The 22094-nt window shown below is 69.7% G+C and carries 23 protein-coding genes; 13 read left to right on the top strand and 10 right to left on the bottom strand.

Going from position 1 to position 22094, the window contains the following annotated elements:
* Positions 1-121: 121 nt before the first annotated feature.
* The 4 genes from trxA to MUN74_RS08970 all read right to left on the bottom strand — a co-directional run bounded on the left by trxA (position 122) and on the right by MUN74_RS08970 (position 5867).
* Complete coding sequence (gene trxA, locus MUN74_RS08955; RefSeq protein ID WP_244856127.1) at positions 122-445, bottom strand: thioredoxin; 324 nt, start codon at positions 443-445, stop codon at positions 122-124.
* Between the two features lie 85 nt (positions 446-530).
* Complete coding sequence (gene trxB, locus MUN74_RS08960) at positions 531-1505, bottom strand: thioredoxin-disulfide reductase (protein WP_244856128.1); 975 nt, start codon at positions 1503-1505, stop codon at positions 531-533.
* Positions 1506-1660: 155 nt separating this feature from the next.
* Positions 1661-3277 carry a murein biosynthesis integral membrane protein MurJ gene (gene murJ, locus MUN74_RS08965; protein ID WP_244856129.1) on the bottom strand — a complete coding sequence of 539 codons (1617 nt, stop codon included), beginning with the start codon at positions 3275-3277 and terminating at the stop codon, positions 1661-1663.
* On the bottom strand, positions 3270-5867 hold the full coding sequence (locus MUN74_RS08970) for a DUF6049 family protein (protein ID WP_244856130.1): 2598 nt from the start codon (positions 5865-5867) through the stop codon (positions 3270-3272). The genes murJ and MUN74_RS08970 overlap by 8 nt, the downstream gene beginning before the upstream one ends.
* Before the next feature lie 91 nt (positions 5868-5958).
* Between MUN74_RS08970 and MUN74_RS08975 the strand changes: the two genes are divergently transcribed.
* The 6 genes from MUN74_RS08975 to dnaB all read left to right on the top strand — a co-directional run bounded on the left by MUN74_RS08975 (position 5959) and on the right by dnaB (position 11188).
* Positions 5959-7395 (top strand): CCA tRNA nucleotidyltransferase, encoded by a 1437-nt coding sequence (locus MUN74_RS08975; RefSeq protein WP_244856131.1) that lies wholly within the window; start codon positions 5959-5961, stop codon positions 7393-7395.
* A gap of 158 nt (positions 7396-7553) precedes the next feature.
* Positions 7554-7925: a 30S ribosomal protein S6 gene (gene rpsF, locus MUN74_RS08980; protein ID WP_244856132.1), complete on the top strand. Its 372-nt coding sequence runs from the start codon at positions 7554-7556 to the stop codon at positions 7923-7925.
* A gap of 5 nt (positions 7926-7930) precedes the next feature.
* Positions 7931-8440, top strand: a complete 510-nt coding sequence (locus MUN74_RS08985) for a single-stranded DNA-binding protein (RefSeq protein ID WP_244856133.1) — start codon at positions 7931-7933, stop codon at positions 8438-8440.
* Between the two features lie 67 nt (positions 8441-8507).
* Positions 8508-8768, top strand: coding sequence for a 30S ribosomal protein S18 (gene rpsR / locus MUN74_RS08990; protein WP_231429260.1), 261 nt, complete (start codon positions 8508-8510; stop codon positions 8766-8768).
* A gap of 11 nt (positions 8769-8779) precedes the next feature.
* Positions 8780-9232, top strand: coding sequence for a 50S ribosomal protein L9 (gene rplI, locus MUN74_RS08995; protein ID WP_244856134.1), 453 nt, complete (start codon positions 8780-8782; stop codon positions 9230-9232).
* 585 nt (positions 9233-9817) lie between these two features.
* Positions 9818-11188 (top strand): replicative DNA helicase, encoded by a 1371-nt coding sequence (gene dnaB, locus MUN74_RS09000; protein ID WP_244856404.1) that lies wholly within the window; start codon positions 9818-9820, stop codon positions 11186-11188.
* A gap of 7 nt (positions 11189-11195) precedes the next feature.
* Here the strand turns inward: dnaB and MUN74_RS09005 are convergent, their stop codons facing one another.
* The gene (locus MUN74_RS09005) at positions 11196-11849 is read right to left on the bottom strand and encodes a TetR/AcrR family transcriptional regulator (RefSeq protein ID WP_244856135.1); all 654 of its coding nucleotides are present in this window, start codon (positions 11847-11849) and stop codon (positions 11196-11198) included.
* A gap of 90 nt (positions 11850-11939) precedes the next feature.
* Between MUN74_RS09005 and MUN74_RS09010 the strand changes: the two genes are divergently transcribed.
* The 3 genes from MUN74_RS09010 to MUN74_RS09020 all read left to right on the top strand — a co-directional run bounded on the left by MUN74_RS09010 (position 11940) and on the right by MUN74_RS09020 (position 13650).
* Positions 11940-12320: a DUF1761 family protein gene (locus MUN74_RS09010; protein WP_244856136.1), complete on the top strand. Its 381-nt coding sequence runs from the start codon at positions 11940-11942 to the stop codon at positions 12318-12320.
* A 12-nt stretch (positions 12321-12332) separates the two neighbouring features.
* Positions 12333-12620, top strand: coding sequence for a DUF1905 domain-containing protein (locus MUN74_RS09015; protein ID WP_244856137.1), 288 nt, complete (start codon positions 12333-12335; stop codon positions 12618-12620).
* A gap of 93 nt (positions 12621-12713) precedes the next feature.
* Positions 12714-13650, top strand: a protein-coding gene (locus MUN74_RS09020; protein WP_244856138.1) for an IS5 family transposase whose coding sequence is annotated in 2 segments (ribosomal slippage) — positions 12714-13064 and positions 13066-13650 — 936 coding nt in all. Because the reading frame shifts where the segments join, the coding sequence is not laid out codon by codon here.
* On the opposite strand, the gene MUN74_RS09025 is transcribed toward MUN74_RS09020, so the two are convergent.
* From MUN74_RS09025 to MUN74_RS09040, 4 genes are all read right to left on the bottom strand, one after another.
* Positions 13635-14198, bottom strand: coding sequence for a hypothetical protein (locus tag MUN74_RS09025; protein ID WP_244856139.1), 564 nt, complete (start codon positions 14196-14198; stop codon positions 13635-13637). The genes MUN74_RS09020 and MUN74_RS09025 overlap by 16 nt on opposite strands.
* Positions 14199-14280: 82 nt before the next feature.
* Positions 14281-15843, bottom strand: coding sequence for a glycosyltransferase (locus MUN74_RS09030; RefSeq protein ID WP_244856140.1), 1563 nt, complete (start codon positions 15841-15843; stop codon positions 14281-14283).
* 171 nt (positions 15844-16014) lie between these two features.
* Positions 16015-16449, bottom strand: a complete 435-nt coding sequence (locus MUN74_RS09035) for an iron chaperone (RefSeq protein ID WP_244856141.1) — start codon at positions 16447-16449, stop codon at positions 16015-16017.
* A gap of 138 nt (positions 16450-16587) precedes the next feature.
* Positions 16588-16953: a cupin domain-containing protein gene (locus MUN74_RS09040; RefSeq protein WP_244856142.1), complete on the bottom strand. Its 366-nt coding sequence runs from the start codon at positions 16951-16953 to the stop codon at positions 16588-16590.
* A 122-nt stretch (positions 16954-17075) separates the two neighbouring features.
* Here MUN74_RS09040 and MUN74_RS09045 point away from each other — a divergent pair, with 122 nt between their 5' ends.
* From MUN74_RS09045 to MUN74_RS09060, 4 genes are all read left to right on the top strand, one after another.
* Positions 17076-17519, top strand: a complete 444-nt coding sequence (locus MUN74_RS09045) for a YdeI/OmpD-associated family protein (protein WP_244856143.1) — start codon at positions 17076-17078, stop codon at positions 17517-17519.
* A gap of 37 nt (positions 17520-17556) precedes the next feature.
* Positions 17557-18138: a putative immunity protein gene (locus MUN74_RS09050; RefSeq protein WP_244856144.1), complete on the top strand. Its 582-nt coding sequence runs from the start codon at positions 17557-17559 to the stop codon at positions 18136-18138.
* Positions 18139-18155: 17 nt separating this feature from the next.
* Positions 18156-19097 carry a methyltransferase family protein gene (locus tag MUN74_RS09055; RefSeq protein ID WP_244856145.1) on the top strand — a complete coding sequence of 314 codons (942 nt, stop codon included), beginning with the start codon at positions 18156-18158 and terminating at the stop codon, positions 19095-19097.
* Positions 19098-19267: 170 nt separating this feature from the next.
* A complete protein-coding gene (locus tag MUN74_RS09060; protein ID WP_244856146.1) occupies positions 19268-21172 on the top strand; it encodes an FAD-dependent monooxygenase in 1905 nt (634 codons plus the stop codon).
* A gap of 181 nt (positions 21173-21353) precedes the next feature.
* Here the strand turns inward: MUN74_RS09060 and MUN74_RS09065 are convergent, their stop codons facing one another.
* Positions 21354-22067: an IclR family transcriptional regulator gene (locus MUN74_RS09065; protein WP_244856147.1), complete on the bottom strand. Its 714-nt coding sequence runs from the start codon at positions 22065-22067 to the stop codon at positions 21354-21356.
* Positions 22068-22094: the final 27 nt, after the last annotated feature.

Consider the following 22094-nt stretch of genomic DNA (forward strand, 5'->3'; position numbering starts at 1 on the left):
CTGCTGCATCGGTGGGGTGCCGCTCCGGTCGAAGCGCTCGGGCCGCAGCATCCCCACCCGAATGACGAAAGACCCGCCCGGCGCCTGGCCGGACGGGTCTTTCGTACGATGCGACCGCCGACTACGAGATGTAGGCGGCGAGGTCGGCCTCGAGGGCGGGCTTCGGCTTGGCGCCGACGAAGCTCTGCACGACCTCGCCGCCCTTGAACACCTTGAACGCGGGGATCGCGGTGATCTGGTACTTCATCGCGAGCGAGGGGTGCTCGTCGACGTTGAGCTTGACGATGTCGATCTTGTCGGCGTGCTCGGTCGCGATCTGGTCGAGGATCGGGCTGACCGCGCGACACGGTCCGCACCACTCGGCCCAGAAGTCGACGATGACGGGCTTGTCGTTGTTGAGGACCTCCTGCTCGAAGGTGGCCTCGGTCACAGCGCGTGCGCTCATTGCGTTCTCCTTAGATGAAACTTGCTGAGGCGGTTTCGTGTCGTGGTGCCGGTTTCGGCTGCGCGACGGCGGATGCCTCGGGTGGTCAGTCGACGACGGCGAACTCGTTCTCGAGCAGCGCCTCGGCGGCGTTCTCGTTGCCGATCGACGCGAGGAAGTGCTCGGCGTCGAGTGCGGCGGCCGCGCCCGAGCCGGCGGCGGTGATCGCCTGGCGGTAGTGGGGGTCGATGACGTCGCCGGCGGCGAAGACGCCCGCGACGCTCGTCTTGGAGCTGCGGCCCGCGACCGCGACCGTGCCCTCGGGGGTCAGGTCGAGCTTGCCGTGCACGAGGTGCGTGCGCGGGTCGTTGCCGATCGCGACGAACAGTCCGTCGAGCGGCAGGTCGCGCTCGTCGCCCGTCACCGTGTCGCGCAGGGTGACACCGGTCACGGCGGTTTCGCCGAGCAGGCGGGCCACTTCGGCGTTCCAGATGAACTCGATCTTCTCGTTGTCGAAGGCGCGCTGCTGCATGATCTTCGAGGCCTTGAGCGAGTCGCGGCGGTGGATCACGTAGACCTTGTCGGCGAAGCGCGTGAGGAACGTCGCCTCCTCCATCGCCGAGTCGCCGCCGCCGACCACCGCGATCGTCTTCTGGCGGAAGAAGAAGCCGTCGCACGTCGCGCACCACGACAGGCCGTGACCCGACAGCACCTCCTCTTCGGGGAGGCCGAGCTTGCGGTAGGCCGAGCCGGTCGCATAGATGATCGTGCGCGCCTCTTCGACACCGCCGTTGCCGAGCTTCACGCGCTTGACCGGTCCGTCGAGCTCGAGCTCGACCACGTCGTCGTAGACGACCTCGGTGCCGAAGCGCTCGGCCTGCTGCTGGAAGTTCGTCATGAGGTCGGGGCCCATGATGCCCTCGGGGAACCCGGGGTAATTCTCGACCTCGGTCGTGTTCATGAGCTCGCCGCCGATCTCGACGGAGCTCGCGATGAGCAGGGGTTTCAGCTGCGCGCGGGCCGCGTAGATCGCGGCGGTGAACCCGGCCGGGCCCGAACCGATGATGATGATGTCGCGCAACGGGTGCTCCCTCTCGTGCAAGTGGCATCCGAGGCATCCGGATGTCACGCCATGGTCAACACAGTCTAGGCGGCGGCTATTCCAGCGGCCTGATCGCACCGCCTTCATGACGGGATGCCGCGGGGCCGCGGCGTGCGCTGTCGACGGTGACGGCGTCAGCGCCGGCGGAGACGGGCGATCGCCGGTTCGGCGAAGCCGCGGAACTCGGGCGAGCGCAGCAGCCAGAGGCCGCCGAAGTAGAGCGCCGACATCACGGCGCCGATGACGACCATCGAGATGATCGCGCCGAAGCGGCCCGACACGGCGAAACCGCCTTCGGTGGTTCCACCGAGCAGCACGAGCAACACGACGCCGGTGATGACGGGGACGATGAGCGCGGCGATCGAGCGGAGGACGGCGACGCCGATGCGGCGACCGTCGAGCGTCGTCAGTCGACGACGCAGCAGCAGCGTCGCGAGCACGAACTGCGCGATGACGGCGAGGGTGGTGGCGAGTGCCACGCCGACGCCGATCCACTCACGCGGCAGGACCAGGCACGAGAACGCCGCGACCGTGAACACGATCACCTGGAACAGCGTGAAGAAGAAGGGCGTCCGCGTGTCGTTGAGCGCGTAGAACGTGCGCTGCACGACGAACAGGAGACTGAACGGCACCAGCCCGATTGCGAACGCGATCAGGATGTTGCCGATGGCCGATGCCGCGGCGAATCCGGTCTGGAACACCGCGCCGAACGGATAGGCGACGACCATGAGGCCTACCGCCGCGAGCATGAGGATCACGAGCACGCCGCGCACGGCGCTCGAGAGGTCGGCGCGGACCTCGTCGTGGTCGTCGCGAGCGGCGTGCTCGCTCATGCGTGTGAAGTACGCGGTCGCGATCGAGACCGTGATGACCGAGTGGGGCAGCATGAAGACGAGCCAGGCCGTGTCGACGGCAGCGACCGAGGCACCGTAACCCGACGCGATCGAAAGCACCCGCGACTGCACGATGCCGGCGAACGTCGTGAGCAAGAGCATGCCGAACGTCCAGCCGGCGAGCTTGCCCGCGGTCCGAAGTCCGGCGCCCCGCCAGGCGAAGTCGGGCCGGAATCGCAGTCCGACCCGCCGCCAGAACCAGAACAGGACCAGGGCCTGCACGGCGATACCGAGCGTCGCCGAGCCTGCGAGGAGCGCGACCATGCCGCTCGTCCAGTCGCCGACCTCGCGATGGCCGTCGGGATCGAAACCGAAGACCAAGCCGAACACGACGAGGCCGGCGATGGCCACGATGTTGTTCAGCACAGGCACCCAGGTGAAGGGTCCGAAGCTGCGCCGGGCGTTGAGCACCTCGCCGAGGAGCGTGTACAGGCCGTAGAAGAAGATCTGCGGCATGCACCACCACGCGAACGCGATCGCGAGCGGCAGCATCGTCTTGTTCGTGCCCGCGTAGAGCGTCGTCAGCAGCGGTGCGAGCGCGGTCGCGACGATCGTCGCGCCGAGCAGGATCACCATCGCAAGGGTGAGCAGCTTGTTGATGTAGCCGCTTCCGCCGTCGGCGTGGGCCGATGCGCGCACGATCTGCGGGACGAGCACCGCGCTCAGCACGCCGCCGGCGACGATGACGTAGACCGTGTTCGGCAGGCCGTTGGCCACGGCGAAGGCGTCGCCGCTGACCGAGCCGACGACGCCGATCGTGGCGGCGAGCACGATCGCCTTGACGAACCCGAGGATGCGCGAGACGAGGGTGCCCGAGGCGAGGAAGAGACTCGCGCGGCCGATTCGGTCGTCAGTCACGCTTGTGGTCCTCCGGATCTGGTTCGGGGTCGACGGCGGCCTCGCCGGTCTCGGGGGCGCCGGCTTCGCCGGGAACCGCTTCGGCGGCGGAGTCGGGAGCCACCTCGGCCTCCGCGGCGACCTCGGCTGCGGCATCCGCCTCATCACCGTCGGTAACCGGCTCGGCCGGTGTCGCCGCCTCGGCGGCGCGCTGCTTGCGGCGGCGACGGATGTTGCGCCAGATGCCGAATCCGAAGAAGAGCACGACGGCAGTCGCCAGGATGGCGGCGCCGAGTCCCTCCCAGTCGGCCTGCACGTTGCCGCTGATGTAGACGGTGCGACCGACCGGGACCCCGGTCGGCGAGGCGAGCGAGATGCCGATCGTGACCTCGCCGCGCCCGACCCCGGCCGCGATCGGCACATTGACGGTGCTGCGCGACTCCGCGGGGATGGTCTCCGTGACGCTCTCCTCGACGACGAGCCGGCCGTTCGACGGGTCGGCCGACACGACGACGGTCACCGGATACGGCAGCGCGTTCAGCACCGTGATGGGCAGCGGCGTCTCGCGGGCGAAGATGTTGACGCTCGAGGAGGGCACGACCGAGACGCTCGCGAGGGTCGCGCGGCGGTCGGCGAGCCACTGCGCGGCCGCTGCATCCCAGGCCGTCGGGTCCTGCAGCCAGGCGACGTCGAGCAGCGCCAGCAGGTCGCGGCGCACCGGGCCGGTGAGGAGGCGCGGGTCGGAGAGGACGGTCGCGAACTCGCCGGTCTCGGCCTCGAGGTCGAGCATGCGCTGGGTGGTCGCCACGCGCTGCGCGTCTTCGGGCTCGTCGACGAGCTGGCGCGCGACGGGCGGAGCACCGATCACGCCCGCGAGACCAGTGGGCTGTACCGCCGGGTCGCGGGCGAGCTGGTCGAGCGTCGCCCCGACGCGCACCGAGTGCTCGCCCGCGTCGCGGTCGAACGTCGCGAGCAGCGCCGACCCATCCGTCGCCGGCGCGACCGCGAACTCGGCGAGGAGGCCGCCCGTCGCCGAACGCCACTCGGTCTCGCTCTCGGCGTCTGCGGCCTCGCGCAGCGGCGTGTTCAACCGGCCGTCGGCGACGAGCGCCGTCGAGCCTTCGATGGAGGTGTTCGCCGACACGCGGGTCGCCGCCGTGGCGACGTTGCCCGGCGCGAGGATCGACGTCGTCAGACCCGCCGCGTCGAGCCGCCCGAGGTCACCGGTCGCGACCGTGTCGTCGGCCGGCCACGCGAGATCGGTGCGCGTGTACGGCCAGGCCAGCAGCGCCTCGTTCGTGGGGAGCTCGCCGGGGGCCGGTGCCGTCTCGGTCGGGGTGGGGGTCGGGGACCCGGTCGGCGTCGGGGCGACGGACGTGGGCGCCTGCTCGGAGTCGGTGGGAGTGGGCTCGTCCACGGGGGCCTGCTCGTCGGCCTGGCCGCCGCCGTCGTCGGGTTCGGGCGCGACCGGTGTCGCGAAGTTCGCGGGGTCGAGCACGTCGCTGAAGCTCGTCGGTGCGAGCATCGTCGTGAGTCCGAGCTGCGCCTGCAACGCGACATCCGCATCGGCATACGCGAGCGGGAATATCTCGTTGGTGACCGAGCCCAGCCGGCTCAGCCACGCGGTGGCCGACTCGGGTGCCGAGCTGCCGAGCGCCCGGATCGAGGCGATGATGCGCGGATCGATGCCGATCGCGACGGGGCGATCGGCCACGGCGTCGAGCTGGCGGTCGAGGAGCCCGAGCTGTGCAGTCCACTCCTCGAGGGTCGCCGCGTCGATCATGCCGGTCGTCTGCTCGGGCACGGTGAGCGGGTAGACGAGCGTCACCGTGGTCTTCGGACCTGTACTGCCCGCGGGTGTCGCGAACGCGTCGGCACCCGTCGCGACGGTCGAGCCGTCGACGACCAGGGAGACGCCGAGTCCGACGACAGGCGCGTCGAGGGCGCCCAGCGCGCTGGAGGGCACGGTGAACGAGACCATCGACGACCCGCCCGCCGAGGTCGCCCGCGACTCGGCCTCGCCGAGCTTCACCGACGCGAGCGGTGTCCCGTCGCCCGTGCCGAGCCAGGCATCGAGCTCGTCGGCGTCGTCGATCGGCGCATCCGCGCGGGTCAGCACGACGGTGCCGCCGGCGATCTCCTCGGTGGTCGCGTTCTCGATCTCGACCTGCACGGTCAGGGGCTTGGCGGGGTCGATCGTCGTCGACGTCGCGGGGGCGACGTGCAGTCGTACACCCGCCTCCTCGGTCGACCCGGGATTCGCGGACTTCGCGGCCGCGTCCGCACGTGCGGCGCCGGTCCGGCCGGCGCCGGAGTCGGCCCGAGCGGTGAGCGAGGCGCCCGCCGAGGCCGACCCCGAGGTCGAGACCGCTTCGGAGGCCGCCCCGGAGGCCGCGAGCGCGCCGAAGGGGGTCGCGACCACCGCCGCGACCGCGGCCGCGGCGATGCCGATCGCGATGCCGCGCCGCTTCGAGATGGGGCTGCCCGTCCCGGGGGGCGTCGAGGCCGGGTCCTGCGGGAGGTTGCTCTGCGGGGGGCGATTCTGCGTGGGATGACGCTGCGGGGAATGCCGATCGCCGCGCGCGCGCGCAGGGGTCGACTCGGCTGCCATGCAGGCGATTCTACGGGTCGGGCGCCGGGCGTCCGCTCGGAGCGCGGGCCGCGCCGACACCCGCGGAACACGCCCGCTTAACATAGGTGGCATGCAGAGTGTCGCGGCAGCCCTCGACCGTCTGGCCGAGCAGGCGGCTTCGCCGACCGTCGCTCCCCTCGCCGAGGCCTTCGCCGCGGCGGGGCGCGAACTCGCCCTCGTCGGCGGTCCCGTTCGCGACGCCTTCCTCGACCGGTCGACGAACGATCTCGACTTCACGACCGATGCCGAGCCCGACGAGATCCTCGCGATCGTGAAGCCCATCGCCGACGCGCACTGGGACATCGGCCGCCAGTTCGGCACGATCGGCGCCCGCATCGCGGGCGAGACCGTCGAGATCACCACGTACCGGGCCGACTCGTACGACGGCGAGTCCCGCAAGCCCGACGTCGTCTTCGGCGACACGCTCGAGGGCGACCTCACGCGGCGCGACTTCACGGTGAACTCGATGGCACTGCGGCTGCCGCAGCTCGAACTCGTCGATCCCTCCGGGGGCATCGAAGACCTGCTCGACGGCGTCCTGCGCACGCCGTCGCCGCCCGAGCAGTCGTTCGGCGACGACCCGCTGCGCATGATGCGCGCTGCGCGCTTCGCGGCTCAACTCGAGTTCGAGGTCGAGCCCGACACGCTCGCCGCGATGTCGGCGCTGGCCCCCGAGATCCACCGCATCTCGGCTGAACGCGTGCGCGAGGAGTTGTCGAAACTGCTGTCGACGAGGGCGCCCGCCCGCGGCATCCGCCTGCTCGTCGACACCGGTCTCGCCGACCGGATGCTGCCCGAGGTGCCGGCCCTGCGCCTCGAGCGCGACGAGCACCACCGGCACAAGGACGTCTACGAGCACAGCCTCACCGTGCTCGAGCAGGCGATCGACTACGAGGTCGCGCGCGGCGTGCTCGACTCTCCCGACCTCGTGGTGCGGCTCGCGGCGCTGCTGCACGACGTCGGCAAGCCCGCGACGCGGCGGTACGAGGCGGGCGGCGCGGTGAGCTTCCACCACCACGACGTCGTCGGCGCGAAGCTCGTTCGCAAGCGGCTGCGCGCGCTCCGCTACGACAACGACACGGTCGCCGCCGTCTCGCGGCTCGTCGAGCTGCACCTGCGGTTCTTCGGCTACGCGGATGCCGCGTGGAGCGACTCGGCCGTGCGCCGCTACGTGCGCGACGCCGGGTCGGCGGAGCAGCTCGAGCGGCTGCACATCCTCTCGCGCGCCGACGTGACGACCCGCAACCGGCGCAAGGCCGACCAGCTCGCGTTCGCCTACGACGACCTCGAGGAGCGCATCGCACGCCTCGCCGAAGAGGAGGAGCTCGCCGCCGTGCGCCCCGAGCTCGACGGGCAGCAGATCATGGCCGCGCTCGACATCAAGCCCGGACCGGTCGTCGGCGAGGCGTACAGCTACCTGCTCGAGGTGCGACTCGACGAGGGCCCGATCGGTGAGGATGCCGCGCGCGAGCGCCTCCTCGCCTGGTGGGCGGCACGCGGCGCGTAGGGGGCCGGCGGCGGCCGAATGGCGCGGGGGCGAGGCATCCGTTACCATAGACAGGTTGCCCGTGTGCCGCATTGCGCGGCCTCCACGACGCGACGTATGCACAACCCTCCTGCTGCAGAGATCCTGTAGCCGCTGAGTCCGAAGGAGGTGGGTTAGTCATGCACCAGTACGAGCTGATGGTCATCCTCGATCCCGAGATCGACGAGCGCACCGTTGCTCCCAGCCTTGACAAGTTCCTCAACGTCATCCGTAACGATGGCGGCACCGTCGACAAGGTCGACATCTGGGGACGTCGTCGTCTGGCCTACGAGATCAACAAGAAGTCCGAGGGCATCTACGCCGTCGTCGACTTCACCGCCGAGTCGGCGACCACCAACGAGCTCGACCGCCAGCTGAACCTCAGCGAGGCCGTCATGCGCACGAAGGTGCTCCGCGCCGAAGAGGCGATCGCCCAGGTCGCCGCGCACGCCAAGGCGCAGGAGGCGAAGGCCGCCAAGAAGGCCGCCGCCGCTGCGAAGAAGGACGCCTAGTCCCCATGGCCGGCGAGACCATCATCACCGTGGTGGGCAACCTCACTGCAGATCCCGAGCTGCGTTACACGCAGAACGGTCTGGCGGTTGCCAACTTCACCATCGCGTCCACTCCTCGTACGTTCGACCGTCAGGCGAACGAGTGGAAGGACGGTGAAGCGCTGTTCCTGCGCGCGAGCTGCTGGCGTGAATTCGCCGAGCACGTCGCCGGTTCACTCACCAAGGGTTCTCGGGTCATCGCTTCCGGGCGTCTCAAGCAGCGTTCCTACGAGACGAAGGAAGGCGAGAAGCGCACCACCATCGAGCTGGAGGTCGACGAGATCGGCCCCTCGCTCCGGTACGCGACCGCCCAGGTCACTCGAGCGCAGTCGAACCGCGGTGCGGTCGGCGGCGGCGGCTCCTTCGGGGGCGGCCAGTCTGACGACGCATGGGCTCCCAGCGCCCCGGCCCAGCAGGCCGGTGGCGACGTGTGGAACACGCCCGGCACCAACTACGGCGACGAGACGCCCTTCTAATACTCACGCGGGTGCGTGAGCGGCCGAGCCGCTCGCCGAGGCCCGCAACTTCAAGACAGGATCAGAAATGGCTGGAAAGAGCAGCGGCGACCGCCGCAAGCCTCGCGGCGGCAAGGGCGCGAAGAACGCCGCCCCCGCGAAGTCCATCAAGGTCGGCGTCATCGACTACAAGGATGTCGCCACCCTTCGCAAGTTCATCTCGGAGCGTGGAAAGATCCGCGCCCGTCGCATCACCGGCGTCTCCGTGCAGGAACAGCGCCTCATCGCCCGCGCCGTGAAGAACGCGCGCGAGATGGCCCTCCTGCCCTACTCGGGCTCCGGCCGCTAAGGAGCACGACAATGGCAAAGGTAATTCTCACGCACGAGGTCACCGGCCTCGGCACGGCCGGCGACGTCGTCGAGGTCAAGAACGGCTACGCGCGCAACTACCTGGTTCCCCAGGGCTTCGCCACGCCGTGGACCCGCGGTGGCGAGAAGCAGGTCGAGCAGATCAAGGCGGCCCGTGCCGCCCGCGCCCTCCACTCGCTGGAGGACGCGCAGGCCCTCAAGGCCAAGCTCGAAGAGGGCAAGGTCAAGCTGGCCGTCAAGGCCGGCCTCGGCGGCCGTCTCTTCGGCTCGGTCAAGACGAGCGATGTCGCGGCTGCGGTCGAGGCCGCCGGTCTCGGCTCGGTCGACAAGCGCAAGATCCAGATCCCGACGCCGATCAAGTCGATCGGCGACCACGAGGCGACGGTTCGTCTGCACGACGAGCTCACCGCCACGATCACCCTCCAGGTGGTCGCCGCGAAGTAACTTCGCGCAGGATCGCAGGCGGCGGTCGGGAGCTTCGGCTCCCGGCCGCCGTTTCGTCATGTCAGGGATGCCGCGGAGGCTCGTGGCACGGTGTGCACCGTTCCGCGATCGGGGCGTGCGGCCGTCCCCCGTGGGAGCGATCCTCGGCTCGTCCACGGGGCCGCGTTTTCTACACCCGAGTGCGGCTCGCCCGCAACCCCACTTGTGGGTTTCCTGTGGTGGTTGTGCACAGGTGGAGAACCATGTGTGAAGATCTCGGCAAGAAGTTTTCCCCCACAGGTGTGGAATCAGAAAACCGCAGATCAATCAAGAATTCAACCCGTGTAATTCACAAGCTTTCCACAGTTCTCCACAGGGGGAGTGCACATGTTGATCGGGGTTTCGCGCAGATTCTCCCCAGAGTTATCCACAGGCTGGCTTGTGCTGTGGACGAGCCTTCCATATCGTGAAGCAGCGTCCCTCGATCAGTGAGTCCCCCCGGGTCGGAGAGCACCGCCGACAGGGCATGTCGGCGGCTCCGGCGAGACTGAATCACGGGCGCGGGTCGCACGCCCGCCACAGGGGTCTGAATCGGAGGTCATGGAGTTGTCGATCGCGCACATCGGACTCGCCGAACCGGTCGACGAGGGCACCCCGCGCGGCGAACGCGTCCCTCCGCACGACCTGCTCGCAGAACAGAGTGCGCTCGGCGGCATGATGCTCTCGAAGGACGCCGTCGCCGACGTCATCGAGACCATCCGCGGCGTCGACTTCTACGTGCCGAAGCACGAGGTCATTTTCAACGCCCTGCTGACGCTCTACTCGCACGGCGAGCCGACCGACGTCATCGCCGTCACCGACGAGCTCACGAAGACGGGCGATCTGCAGCGCGCCGGCGGTGTCGAGTACCTGCACACCCTCACGAGCCTCGTGCCGACCGCGGCCAACGCCGGCTTCTATGCGTCGATCGTCGCCGAGCGTGCGCTGCTGCGCCGCCTCGTCGAGGCCGGCACCCGCATCGTGCAGATGGGCTACCAGGGCGAGGGCGAGGTCGTCGACCTCGTCAACAACGCGCAGGCCGAGATCTACTCCGTCACGGGCTCGGTCGAGACCGAAGACTACGTGCCGCTCTCCGACGCGATCGGCGTCGCGATCGACGAGATCGAGGCGGCCAAGCACACCGACGGCAAGATGGTCGGCGTGCCGACCGGCTTCGCCGACCTCGACGACCTCACCAACGGGTTCCATCCCGGACAGATGATCATCGTCGCCGCGCGTCCCGCGATGGGCAAGTCGACGCTCGCGCTCGACTTCGCACGTGCGGCCGCCATCACCAACGACCTGCCCGCCGTGTTCTTCTCCCTCGAGATGGGCAAGAGCGAGATCGCCATGCGTCTGCTCTCGGCCGAGGCATCCGTGCCGCTGCAGAACATGCGAAAGGGCACCGTCGACTCGCGCGACTGGACCACGATCGCCTCGACTCGCGGCCGCATCAACGACGCCCCGCTGTACATCGACGACTCCCCCAACATGACGCTCGTCGAGATCCGTGCGAAGTGCCGCCGGCTCAAGCAGCGCGTCGGACTGAAGATGGTGGTCATCGACTACCTGCAGCTCATGACGAGCGGAAAGCGCGTCGAGAGCCGCCAGCAGGAGGTGTCGGAGTTCTCGCGTGCGCTGAAGCTGCTCGCGAAGGAGCTGCAGGTGCCGGTCATCGCGCTGTCGCAGCTGAACCGTGGACCCGAGCAGCGCGCCGACAAGATGCCCGCGATCAGCGACCTGCGCGAGTCGGGGTCGATCGAGCAGGACGCCGACATGGTGATCCTGCTCCACCGCGAGGCGGCCTACGAGCGCGACAGCCCCCGGGCGGGCGAGGCCGACCTGATCGTGGCGAAGCACCGTAACGGTCCGACGCGCACGATCACGGTCGCGTTCCACGGGCACTTCTCGCGCTTCGCAGACATGGTGCAGGTGTAGCGGGCGATCACGCCCGGTCGGTCGTCCCGACGGCCGATCTGTCGGCGCCGTACCGCGCGAGGAACAGCGCGACCGCTCTCGACGAGGCATCTGCCGCCGGTTCGACCTCCGCCCCGAGCAGCGCGGCGTTCAGCGGGGCGCCGACGAGAAGCCACGTGAACTCCTCCGCGGCCGCCGTCGTGTCGTCGGCAGCGAGCGTGCCCGCCCGGCGCATCGCGTCGAAGGTCTTGGCGAGGGCCGCGATGTTGCGCTGCCAGCTCTCGCGGAGGTACATCGCGGCGACCTCGGGCTGCGATCTGGCCTCGTTGATGACGAGACGACGCATCTCGAGCACCGGCGGCGAGAGCACGCCGCGCAGAATCACGTCGCCCAGCTCGACGAGCCCCGGTTCGAGGTCGCGCGACTGCGCCAGTCGGTCGAGGGCCGGTCGCATCGCGTCGCGGCCGGACTCGGCCCAATCGGAGACCACGGCGCTGTAGAGCGCGGACTTCGAGGGGTGCTCGCGGTACAGCGAGCTCTTCGAGATGCGCGCTCGCGCTGCGACCTCGCTCATCGTCGTGGCCGCGTAGCCGTGCTGCAGGAAGGTGGCTCGCGCCTCGGCGAGCAGGGCGGAGCCCGTCAGGCCGGGAGGGCGCCCGCGGGCAGGTGCGGCATCCGACATGGCGAACAGTTTAGTACCTATTGGTACTTGACAGGTGCGACAGCCCGTGCGTACCGTAATCAGTACCAATCGGTACTGAAAGGATGCGTCATGATCGCCATCGGCGTCGCACTCGCGACGATCGTCTCGTTCATCGCCAGTGCGGTGCTCTACGCGCTCCCGCCCGTCGCACGCCTCATCGGCTCCGCGAGCACACCTCGACCGGGGATCCCGGTCGTCGTCCAGATGCTCCTGGTCGTCCTCCGCAGCCTGGTGGTGTCGCTCCTGGTGCTCGGCCTCATGGTCGCGGCCGGTTGGCACGGGGCATCCACCGGCGCGGTGCTCGGTCTCGCCCTGGCCTCGCTGCCCGCGGTGCTGCTGCTCGGGGCGGTCGTCCACGAGAACACGCCGGTCCCAGTGGCCGCCGTCCACTTCACCGACTGGCTGATCAAGCTCGTCATCATCGGTGCCCTCGTCGGCGCCTTCGTCTGAACGGAGCACGTCATGACCGACAAGAGCGGACCGCTCGACCTCACCTTCACCTCCACCCTCGGCAAGGTGCGCGAGGGCGACACCTGGACCTGCGCGCAGCTGCCAGACTCGGCCGCGATCTTCGGCACCCGCGGCCTGGTCAAGGTCGAGGGCACGGTCGACGGCGAGCCGTTCCGCGGCGCCTTCATGGCGCTCGGCGACGGCACGCACAAGCTGCCCGTCGCCGCGGCCATCCGCAAGCGCATCGGCAAGTCCGACGGCGACACGGTCACCATCCACCTCACGCAGCGGCTCAACTGAGCGACGGCAGGCGCAGACTGCCGACACGTCTGCGTGAGCCGGCCTAGGGCGTGTCTGACAAATAGATGCGGGGTGTGTTGCGAGCCTGTAAGTGTGTCGAGGTTTCGGGTGCTGTCGGATGTTCAGTGGTCACTGATCGAGGACATGTTGCCTCGCCCGACCGGCCAGAAGGGGCGCCCGTTCTCCGACGCCCGGGCGATGGTCGAGGCGATCATTTACCGGTACCGGTGCGGGATCGCGTGGCGGGATCTGCCCGAGGTGTTCGGGCCGTGGCAGACGGTGTGGACCTGGCATCGCCGGATGGCGACCGATGGGACGTGGGACGAGGTGCTCGCCAAGCTCACCGCCGCGGCGGACGCTGCAGGACTGGTTGACTGGTCGCTGTCGGTGGACTCCACAATCGCTCGGGCGCATCAGCACGCGACGAACACCATCCGACTCACAGGGGGCTGGATCGAACTACACGAATCCGCGCATCGAGCCGCCTGATCACGGCATCGGCCGCTCCCGCGGTGGCCTGTCGACGAAGATCCACCACCTCGTCGACGGGAACGGGCTCCCCTTGGTGGCGCTGATCACGCCGGGCCAGGCCGGGGACTCGCCGATGTTCCTACCGCTGATGCAGCAGCTCCGGGTCACTCGCGAGGTCGGCAGGCCGCGGACCCGCCCGGATGCGGTCCGCGGCGACAAGGCCTACTCCTCCCGTGCGATCCGCACCCACCTGCGCTCCCGCGGCATCAAGGCCGTGATCCCGGAGCCGGACGATCAGAAGGGCCACCGCAAGCGGCGCGGTTCACACGGCGGCAGACCGGTCGGATTCGACACCGACGACTACCGGAACCGCAACGTGATCGAACGCCGCTTCTGCCACCTCAAGCAATGGCGTGGACTCGCCACCCGCTACGACAAACTCGCGATCGTCTACCGGGCGGCAGTGGTCCTCAACGCGGTCATCGCATGGAGCCGGCAGTTCTGCGACGCCTTGGGGATTGCGCCAGCGCGGTTGCTCGGAGGTCAGTCTTCCCAGTAGAACAGTGCGTCGTACTCGAGGTAGGTGCCTGGAGCCGAGAACAGCGAGGGGACTCGGATGCTCGGATCGAGCGGCGCACTCAGGTCGGTCGCATGAAGCCTGATGAGACCGTGTTGTTCCAAGACCGCCTGGACCTGGCCGGCGAGAGCCGCGACCGCCGGGCTGCTCAGCCGATCGATATCGCCGAAGGATGGCATGTAGGAGGAGCCACCGCGCTCATCCCATGACTTGTGCCCTTCGAGGAACACGAAATAGGGCGAGAGGCGACTCAGCAGCACCGCGAGACCCTGCCATGACTGGGCGCCGCTTATCGCCGGGCCAGCCCACCCCGACTCTTCCCGGTAGAACCACGCGTCGACGAACGACGCGTACCCCGACCCATAGTCGTCCCAAACGATCCGTGACAATGTGCTCGTCTGTCTTTCGATCGCACGACAGACGTTCCGATGCAACGCGTCCACGGCTGCCTCATCCGACTTCCCATACGCAAAGCCATCGACGATGGGTCGGCCGTCAATAAGATCACGGATCTGCCCGGGAGAGAACATGGCTCCGACTCTATGCGCGCGCCAATCCGAGCGCTGTACCGCACCCCCGACGGAGGTACCCAACCGATTTGTCAGACACGCCCTAGTGGGCGCCTCCGAAGCGGTTGGTCACGCTTCGCGCGCGCACGACGATGCGGCGGAGTCGCGCGCCGAACGGCGCCTTCTGGAGAGCCATGCGCAGGCGGCGCCATCGGTGGGACCTGCGGAGTTCTCGGCGCGCCTGGGCCTCCGACAGATGCCGTGCCCAGGTCGTGACCACGCGCCGCTCGTCGAACGCGCGGGCGCTCCGCACCGCGGCCCGCCGCATGGCCTCGACCCTGCGGGCAGGCAGTCGCTGGAGCGCGACGATCGCCGAGGCGAGCGCGTCGGTGTCGCCGTCGGGCACCAGGAACCCGTTGCGCCCGTCGCGGATCAGGTCGGCAGGGCCGTAGCGGATGTCGTACGCGATGGGGATGCAGCCGCCCGCCATCGCCTCGACGAGCACGAGCGGGAAGCCCTCCGATCGCGAGGTGAGAAGTAAGAACGACGATCGCTCGAGGTGGCGGCGCGCATCGGGCTCGAACCCGTGCAACACCACACCCGGGGTGCGCAGCGCGAGGTCTTCGATCACCTCCCGCTCCTCCCCCTCGCCGTAGATGTCGAGCGTGAGCCGGGTGATGGAGCCGGCGATCGACTCGGTGGTCGTGCGGCGACTCGCGCTGCTGAAGGCCGCGATGGCGTCCGCGACCCGCTTCCGCCGTGTCAGCGAGGCGAGCACGATTCCCGAACCGGCCTCTCGCGGAGGCCGTGAGCCGGACCGGGCGAGACGCCCGCGATCGGTCGCGGGCTTCGCGTTCGGGATCACCACCAGGTGATCGAGCGGCCCGACCAGATCGACCACCTCGGCCGCCTGGCGCCGCGACAGGACGGCGACGAGATCGAAGTCGTCGAGATGCTCGAACACCGCACGTCGCGTGCTGCGTACGGGATGCGACGACCCGGGGGCGGCGCGATGCGACGCGTGTACGACGTGTGCGGTGATGACGTGCGGCCGGCGGTAGGTCAGCATGAACGGCGCGATGGTCTTGCTGTCCACGATCATGAAGCTCGGTTGCCGGTCGACGAGCGCGTCGAGCCACGCGGTGTACAGCGGCCACGACCTGCGCCAAGACCGGACGGGTCGACCGTCGGCATCGCAGAGCACGATCGAGCGACCCCCGGGGACGCCGCGTTCACGGGCGTCACGACGGTCGCTGAGCACGAGCGTGCCGTCGTCGCGCAGGTGGTCGATCTGCAGCAGCCGGCCGGCGGCATCCCGACGCACACGCGCGACGACGCGCTCCCCGCGACGCGACTCCTCGGTGGCCTCACCATCGCCGAGCGGAGTGAACACGTCGCGATCCAAGCGCAACGAGCCGCCGGGCAACTCGTTCGTGCGCACCCAGTCGTACAGGTTCAGCAGCCGAACCCGATCCGCGATGACGCCCTGATCATGCAGGCGACCCTCGAGTTCCGGGGTGTCGGGCCGCGTATCGAAGGTGAGTACGGTGACATCGGCGTCGCCCAGTCGGGCGAACGCCGACGAGCGAGCGAACAGGGCGGCCGTCATCCCCCCGTAGTCATCGGGAATCGACCAGGTGATCGCGAACTGGCGGCCGCGTGGCATCTGAACGCGAGCGGAAGACCTCAGCTCATCCCGGTCGGGCACGGAGCGACACTAACCGTTCTTCAGCCGCGAGAACCGACACCACGCGGACGTGGCGGATGGTTCGCGGGCGGGCCTTGGTGACGGAGTCGGTGCGGGCCGAAGGCCCTCCGGACCCTCACGCTCGACCGATCAGCCGGCCGCCTTGCGAACGTACTCAGCGACGCGCCGCTCCGTCTCGGGCGTCAGCGCGCGAAGCGCGAACGAGGTCACCCACATATCGCCGTCGTCGAGCTGGGCGGCCTCCTCGAAGCCGAGCGTGGGGTAGCGCGACTCGAACTTCGACGCCGGCTTGAAGAAGACGACGATCTTGCCGTTCGCGTCGGCGTACGAGGGGAAGCCGTACCAGGTCTTCGGGACCAGCTGCGGTGCGACCTCCTTCACGATGCGGTCGAGGCCTTCGGCGATCGCGCGGTCGTCGTCGGGCAGGGCGTCGATCGCCTCGCGGATGGCCTTCTCGCCCGCCTCGCGGGTCTTGCCGGCCTTGGCCTCGGCGCGCAGTTCGGCGGCGCGCTGCTTGACGGCGGCGCGTTCGTCGGCGGACAGTCCTTCGGTCTTCGCAGCCATGGGTTGCTCCTTCTCTTCGCTGCCGGTGTCGATCTGCTTTCACGTTACGGACTCGAGCGCGGCCCGCGCTTCTCGAATCCTGATCGCTTGGGCTCGGACGATGAACGAGCGGTCCATCACGTCGGTCCACCGGATCACTCAGTCGAGTTCCCGAAGGGCTGAGGTGCGCTCGCCGCCGGCATCGCCCGTGTTGACGGTGCCCCGCGGCTCGAAGAGCACGGCGTGCACCTCGGCGTCTGCGCGCGGGCAGTGCTCGACGCCCTTCGGCACCACGAACACGTCGTCGGGGCCGAGCACGACGTCGCGATCGCGCAGCTGGATCGTCAGCTCGCCGCTCAGCACGAGGAACAACTCGTCGGTCTCGGGGTGCGAGTGCCAGACGAACTCGCCGAGCAGCTTCACGACCTTCACGTCGTAGTCGTTCACGCTCGTCAGCCGGTGCGGCTGCCACGGCTCGGGCACGGCGGCGAGGGCCGCCCTCAGGTTGCGCACGTCATCGCTCACGCGAGTGAGCCTACGGCGATCAGGGCGAGTGAGCCTACGGCTCCGATGAGGATGCCGCTGCGGCATCCCGATCGAATGAGAACACCCGCGCGTGGAGCCCGCGGCTGCGGCAGGATGGCCGGATGGGCATCCAGTTCACGTCGATCGTCGAACCGCACGAGAAGATGCGCGGGCTCGAAGTGCCGCCGGAGGTCGTCGAGGCGCTCGGCGGCGGCAAGCGGCCGCGCGTCGTCGTCTCGATCGGCGGTCACACGTGGCGCACCCGCATCGCGATCATGCTCGGGCGCAACCTCATCGGCTTCAGCAACGCGAACCGAGCGGCGACCGGGGCGGCGGTCGGCGACGAGGTCACGATCGATCTCGCCCTCGATGACGAGCCGATCACGATCGACGAACCGGCCGAGCTCGCCGCCGCGCTCGATGCCGACCCCGGGGCTCGGGCCGCGTTCGACGCCCTCACGCCGAGTCAGCGCCGGCAGGCGGCGCGGGTGATCGCACAGGCCAAGGGGGCGGACACCCGCGCGCGACGGGTCGAGAAGCTCCTCGCGGAGCTGCGCGGGGCGTGAAACCATCCCCGTCGGTCGCGATGGTAGGAATGGCAGGGTGCCGATCCTTCCGAAAGAGCGCGACCCGCGACTGATCACGCTCCGCCGAGGCGGAACGCTGACCGACGGCGACCACCGGCTGCTCGCGGAGTGGGCGATCGCGTGCGCCGAGCACGTGCTGCCGCTCTTCGAGGCGGCCGAGCCCGACGACCCGCGCCCTCGGGACGTGCTCGAGGTCGCCCGTGGCTGGGTGCGCGGCGAAGTGCCGATGCGCGAGGCGCACCGCGCGGCATTCCAAGCGAACGCCGCCGGGCGCGGCAAGCCCGACCCGGTGAGGTTCGCCGCGCTCTCGGTCGGTCAGGCCGTCGCGGTCGCGCACGTCGCCGAGCACGAGCTCGGGGCGGCCGCGTACGCGATCCGGGCGGCCTCGGCGGCGGCCGCGGCGGGCGCCGCCGACCGGGCCGCTCGCGCGGCCGAGGCGCGCGACGGCGGGAACGGGGCCGATGCGGACGCCGCGGAGCGAGCGCGGCTCGCCGAGCGCGACTGGCAGCGCTCCCAGCTGCCGACCGAGATTCGCGAACTCGTGCTCGACGACCAGCGGCGGCGCAGCCCGATCTGCTGGAACACGTTCGACGACTGAGCGAGGAACGGACGATCATGCGGTGGGGGCGATGCTATTTCGCGGCTCAGGCGATCGCGGGTGCGCTCTGGTGGATCGGGGTCGCCGTTTCGCCGGAGCTGCGCTTCGCGACGCTCGGCAGCCTCGACGTGCCGCTGATGGCGCTGCTCGATCTGCCGCTCTTCGTCGGGGCGTCCGCGGTCGCCGCCTTCGGCTCGCGGATCGCCGCCGTCATCGCGACCGGCTGGACGCTCATCGTCACCCTCGGCCTGTCGGTCTTCGCGACGATGACGACGGAGGCGGGCTGGGGAGTGCTCGCGATGATCGCTGCGAGCACGGGCTCGTTGATCGCGCTGTGCCTCGTCGTCTTCGGTCGGGTGCCGACCGAGTGGGCGCTCGTCGGCCCACTCGGGTTCCGAGCGGCCGACGCGACCCGCAGCACGCGTGCGCATGTCGTGGCCACCTTCGTGCAGCTCACCGTATTCTGGGGTCTGTTCCTGGTGGTGATCCCGGTCGTGATCGCGTTCTTCGAGCGGCGCTGGGCACTCGGCTTGGCGCTTACCCCGGCCGAGGCCGCCGCCGCGACCGCGATCGGCGTCGTCGTGCTGGCCGTCGCGAGCGCCCTCGGCATCTGGTCGGCCGTCGCGATGTCGACGAAGGGCGAAGGCACGCCGCTGCCGTCGGCGATGGCCAACCGGCTCGTGATCGCGGGGCCCTACCGGTACGTGCGCAACCCGATGGCCCTGAGCGGTGTCCTGCAGGCGGCGAGCGTCGGGCTCCTGCTCTCGTCGTGGCTCGTCGTCGCCTACGCGATCGTCGGAGCGTTCTACTGGAACCTCGCGGTGCGGCCGCTCGAGGAGGGCGACCTCGAAGCGCGCTTCGGCGATGAGTTCGCGGGCTACCGCAGAGCGGTGCGGTGCTGGTGGCCGCGAATGCGACCGTTCGTCGGCGAGCAGCCGACCGCAGAGATTCGGTCTTGACCCGATCGACCCTCGATCTCGCTCCGATCTCGCCCGGCTTGTGCCGCACGATCGGTCGGCCTACCATGTACTCGCGCGATAAACGAATAGCACGTTCGATTATCGAATACCACGAGGCATCCATGACCTGAAGACGGATGCCTCGTCACGACGACGTGAGGAGTCCCACCGTGCAGTTCCACCACCACGGCTACGTGTCCGGCGACCCGCGGGTGCTGCCCGCCGCCGGCGTCGGCATCGACCGGCCCGAGGAGCTGCCCGACGAGATGGACGTGCTCATCGTCGGCTCGGGCCCCGCGGGCATGCTGCTCTCGGCGCAGCTCTCGCAGTATCCCGACGTCGTCACCCGCATCATCGAGAAGCGCGACGGGCGCCTCTTGCTCGGGCAGGCCGACGGCATCCAGCCGCGCAGCGTCGAGACATTCCAGCTGTTCGGCTTCGCCGAGCGCATCATCGCCGAGGCGTACAACATCGGCTACATGAACTTCTGGGGCCCCGACCCCGCCGACCCGCAGAACATCATCCGAACCTCGCGCACCGAGGACTACGGGTACAAGATCAGCGAGTTCCCGCATCTCATCGTGAACCAGGCGCGCGTGCTCGACTACTTCGCCGAGGCGGCCGCCCACGGCCCCGGACGCATCGTGCCCGACTACGGCATCGAGTTCGTCGGGCTCACCGTGCACGAGGACGGGTCGCCCGAGGCGGGCGACCACCCCGTCGAGATTCGCGTGCGCTACACCGCGGGTGAGCGCGCGGGCGAGGAGCGCACGGTGCGCGCCAAGTACGTCGCCGGCTGCGACGGCGCGCGCAGCGGCGTGCGCGAGGCGATCGGCCGCAAGCACATCGGCGGCATCTCGGCGCACGCGTGGGGCGTCATGGACGTCGTCGTGAACACCGACTTCCCCGACTGGCGCACGAAGTGCGCGATCAACTCGGAGGCGGGCAACATCCTGCACATCCCGCGCGAGGGCGGGTACCTCAGCCGCATGTACATCGACCTGGGCGCGGTGGCCGAGGACGACGACCACGAGGTGCGCAAGACGCCCATCGAGGCCATCATCGCGAAGGCCAACGACATCCTGCACCCGTACACGCTCGACGTTCGCGAGGTCGCCTGGTTCAGTGTCTACGAGGTCGGCCACCGGGTGACCGACCACTTCGACGACCGTTCCGACGACGCGGATGCCGCTCCCCGCGTCTTCCTGACGGGCGACGCCTGCCACACCCACAGCGCGAAGGCCGGCCAGGGCATGAACGTCTCCATGCAGGACGGCTTCAACCTCGGCTGGAAGCTCGGCTCGGTCGTCACCGGGCAGGCGCCCGCGTCGCTGCTGTCGACCTACTCGGCCGAGCGGCAGCCCGTCGCGCAGCAGCTCATCGACTTCGACCGCGAGTGGTCGTCGCTCATGGCGCGCAAGCCCGAGGAGATCAGCGACCCGCAGGAGCTCGCGACGTTCTACCTCGGCACCGCCGAGTTCCCGTCTGGCTTCATGACGCAGTACGCGCCGTCGATGGTCACCGGATCGCCGGAGCACCAGGAGCTCGCGACCGGGTTCCCGATCGGCAAGCGGTTCAAGTCCTCCGAGGTGTCGTTCGTGTGCGACGGCAACGTCGTGCACCTCGGCCACCACGCGAAGGCCGACGGCCGCTGGCGCATCTACGCGTTCGCCGACGCGCCCGCCGCGGGCGAGGCATCCGCGCTCACCTCGTGGGCCGACTGGGCGTCGTCGCCCGAGTCGCCCATCGCGAGGTTCACGCCGGCCGGCGCCGACGTGGACGCGGTCTTCGACGTCAAGGTGATCTACCAGCAGCCGCATGAGGGCGTCGACATCACACGAGCGCCCGAGGTGTTCCGGCCGAAGACCGGACCGCTCGGCCTCATGGACTGGGAGAAGGTGTTCGCCGCCGGCCCGAGCTACTGGTGCCGCACCGACATCTTCGACGAGCGCGGCATCTCGCGCGACGGCGCGGTCGTCGTCGTACGTCCCGACGGGTACGTCGCGCACGTGCTGCCGCTCACGGCGACGGTCGAGCTCGGCGAGTTCTTCGCGGGGCAGATGCTCGAGCGCTGAGGCTCAGCGCTCGTACGCCTCACGCGAGAGTGCAGTCGTCGCCCCTGACCGGGCGAGGACTGCACTCTCGGTGCATCTGGGGCGCCCGGACCGCTCGAGTCGACGCATCGAAAGTGCAGCGGGCGCCCGAAGAAGGGCGACGAGTGCGCTCTCGCCGGCACGGGCGAGCCTGCGGCGAGCGTCAGGCGCCCGAGGCGCGGCGCAGGTTCGCCGCGGCGACCAGCAGCCGGTCGGCGAGCTCGGCCTCGGGCCGCGGGAACGACACGTGGATCACCGCGATCGCGGCCGGCGGCTGACCGGGCAGCGTGAGCGGCACGGCGACCGAGCGCAGCGACGCCACGACCTCGTCGTGGCTCACGGTGTAACCGCGCTCGCGGCTCTCGGTGATCTCGGCGCGCAGCTCGTCGGGCACCGCGGCGGGCCACCGCGACTCGGGCAAGCCCATGAGGATGGCCTTGCCGGGCCCGCCCCGGGTGATGGGATGCCGGTGCCCCGGCCGGTACGACACGGCCGCGGTGCGACGCGGCGAGGCGCTCACGAGCGTCACCGCCTCGTCGCCGTCGAGCAGCACCGCGAGCAGGCAGGTCATGCCGAGTTCTTCGGCGACCTCGGCGAGCTCGGGCAGCGCGAGCTGCTGCAGGTCGCGCTGCACGCCGGCCGCGAGGGCCGCGAGCCCCGCGCCGAGCACGATGCGCCCTGCGGCATCGCGCGAGGCGAGTCCATGGTGCTCGAGGGTGCGCAGCAGCCGGTACGCGACCGAACGGTGCACCCCGAGCTCGGTCGCGACCTCGTCGATCGAGAGGGCGCGATCGGCGTCGGCGAGGATCTCGAGAATGCGGATGCCTCGGCTGAGGGTCTGCGAGCCCGCCTGGTTCGCCGTGGAGTCTGCCGCCATGCGTCCGATACTAGAACGCGCTGATCG

The sequence above is a fragment of the Agromyces sp. H17E-10 genome, assembly GCF_022919715.1.
Classification (GTDB): domain Bacteria; phylum Actinomycetota; class Actinomycetes; order Actinomycetales; family Microbacteriaceae; genus Agromyces.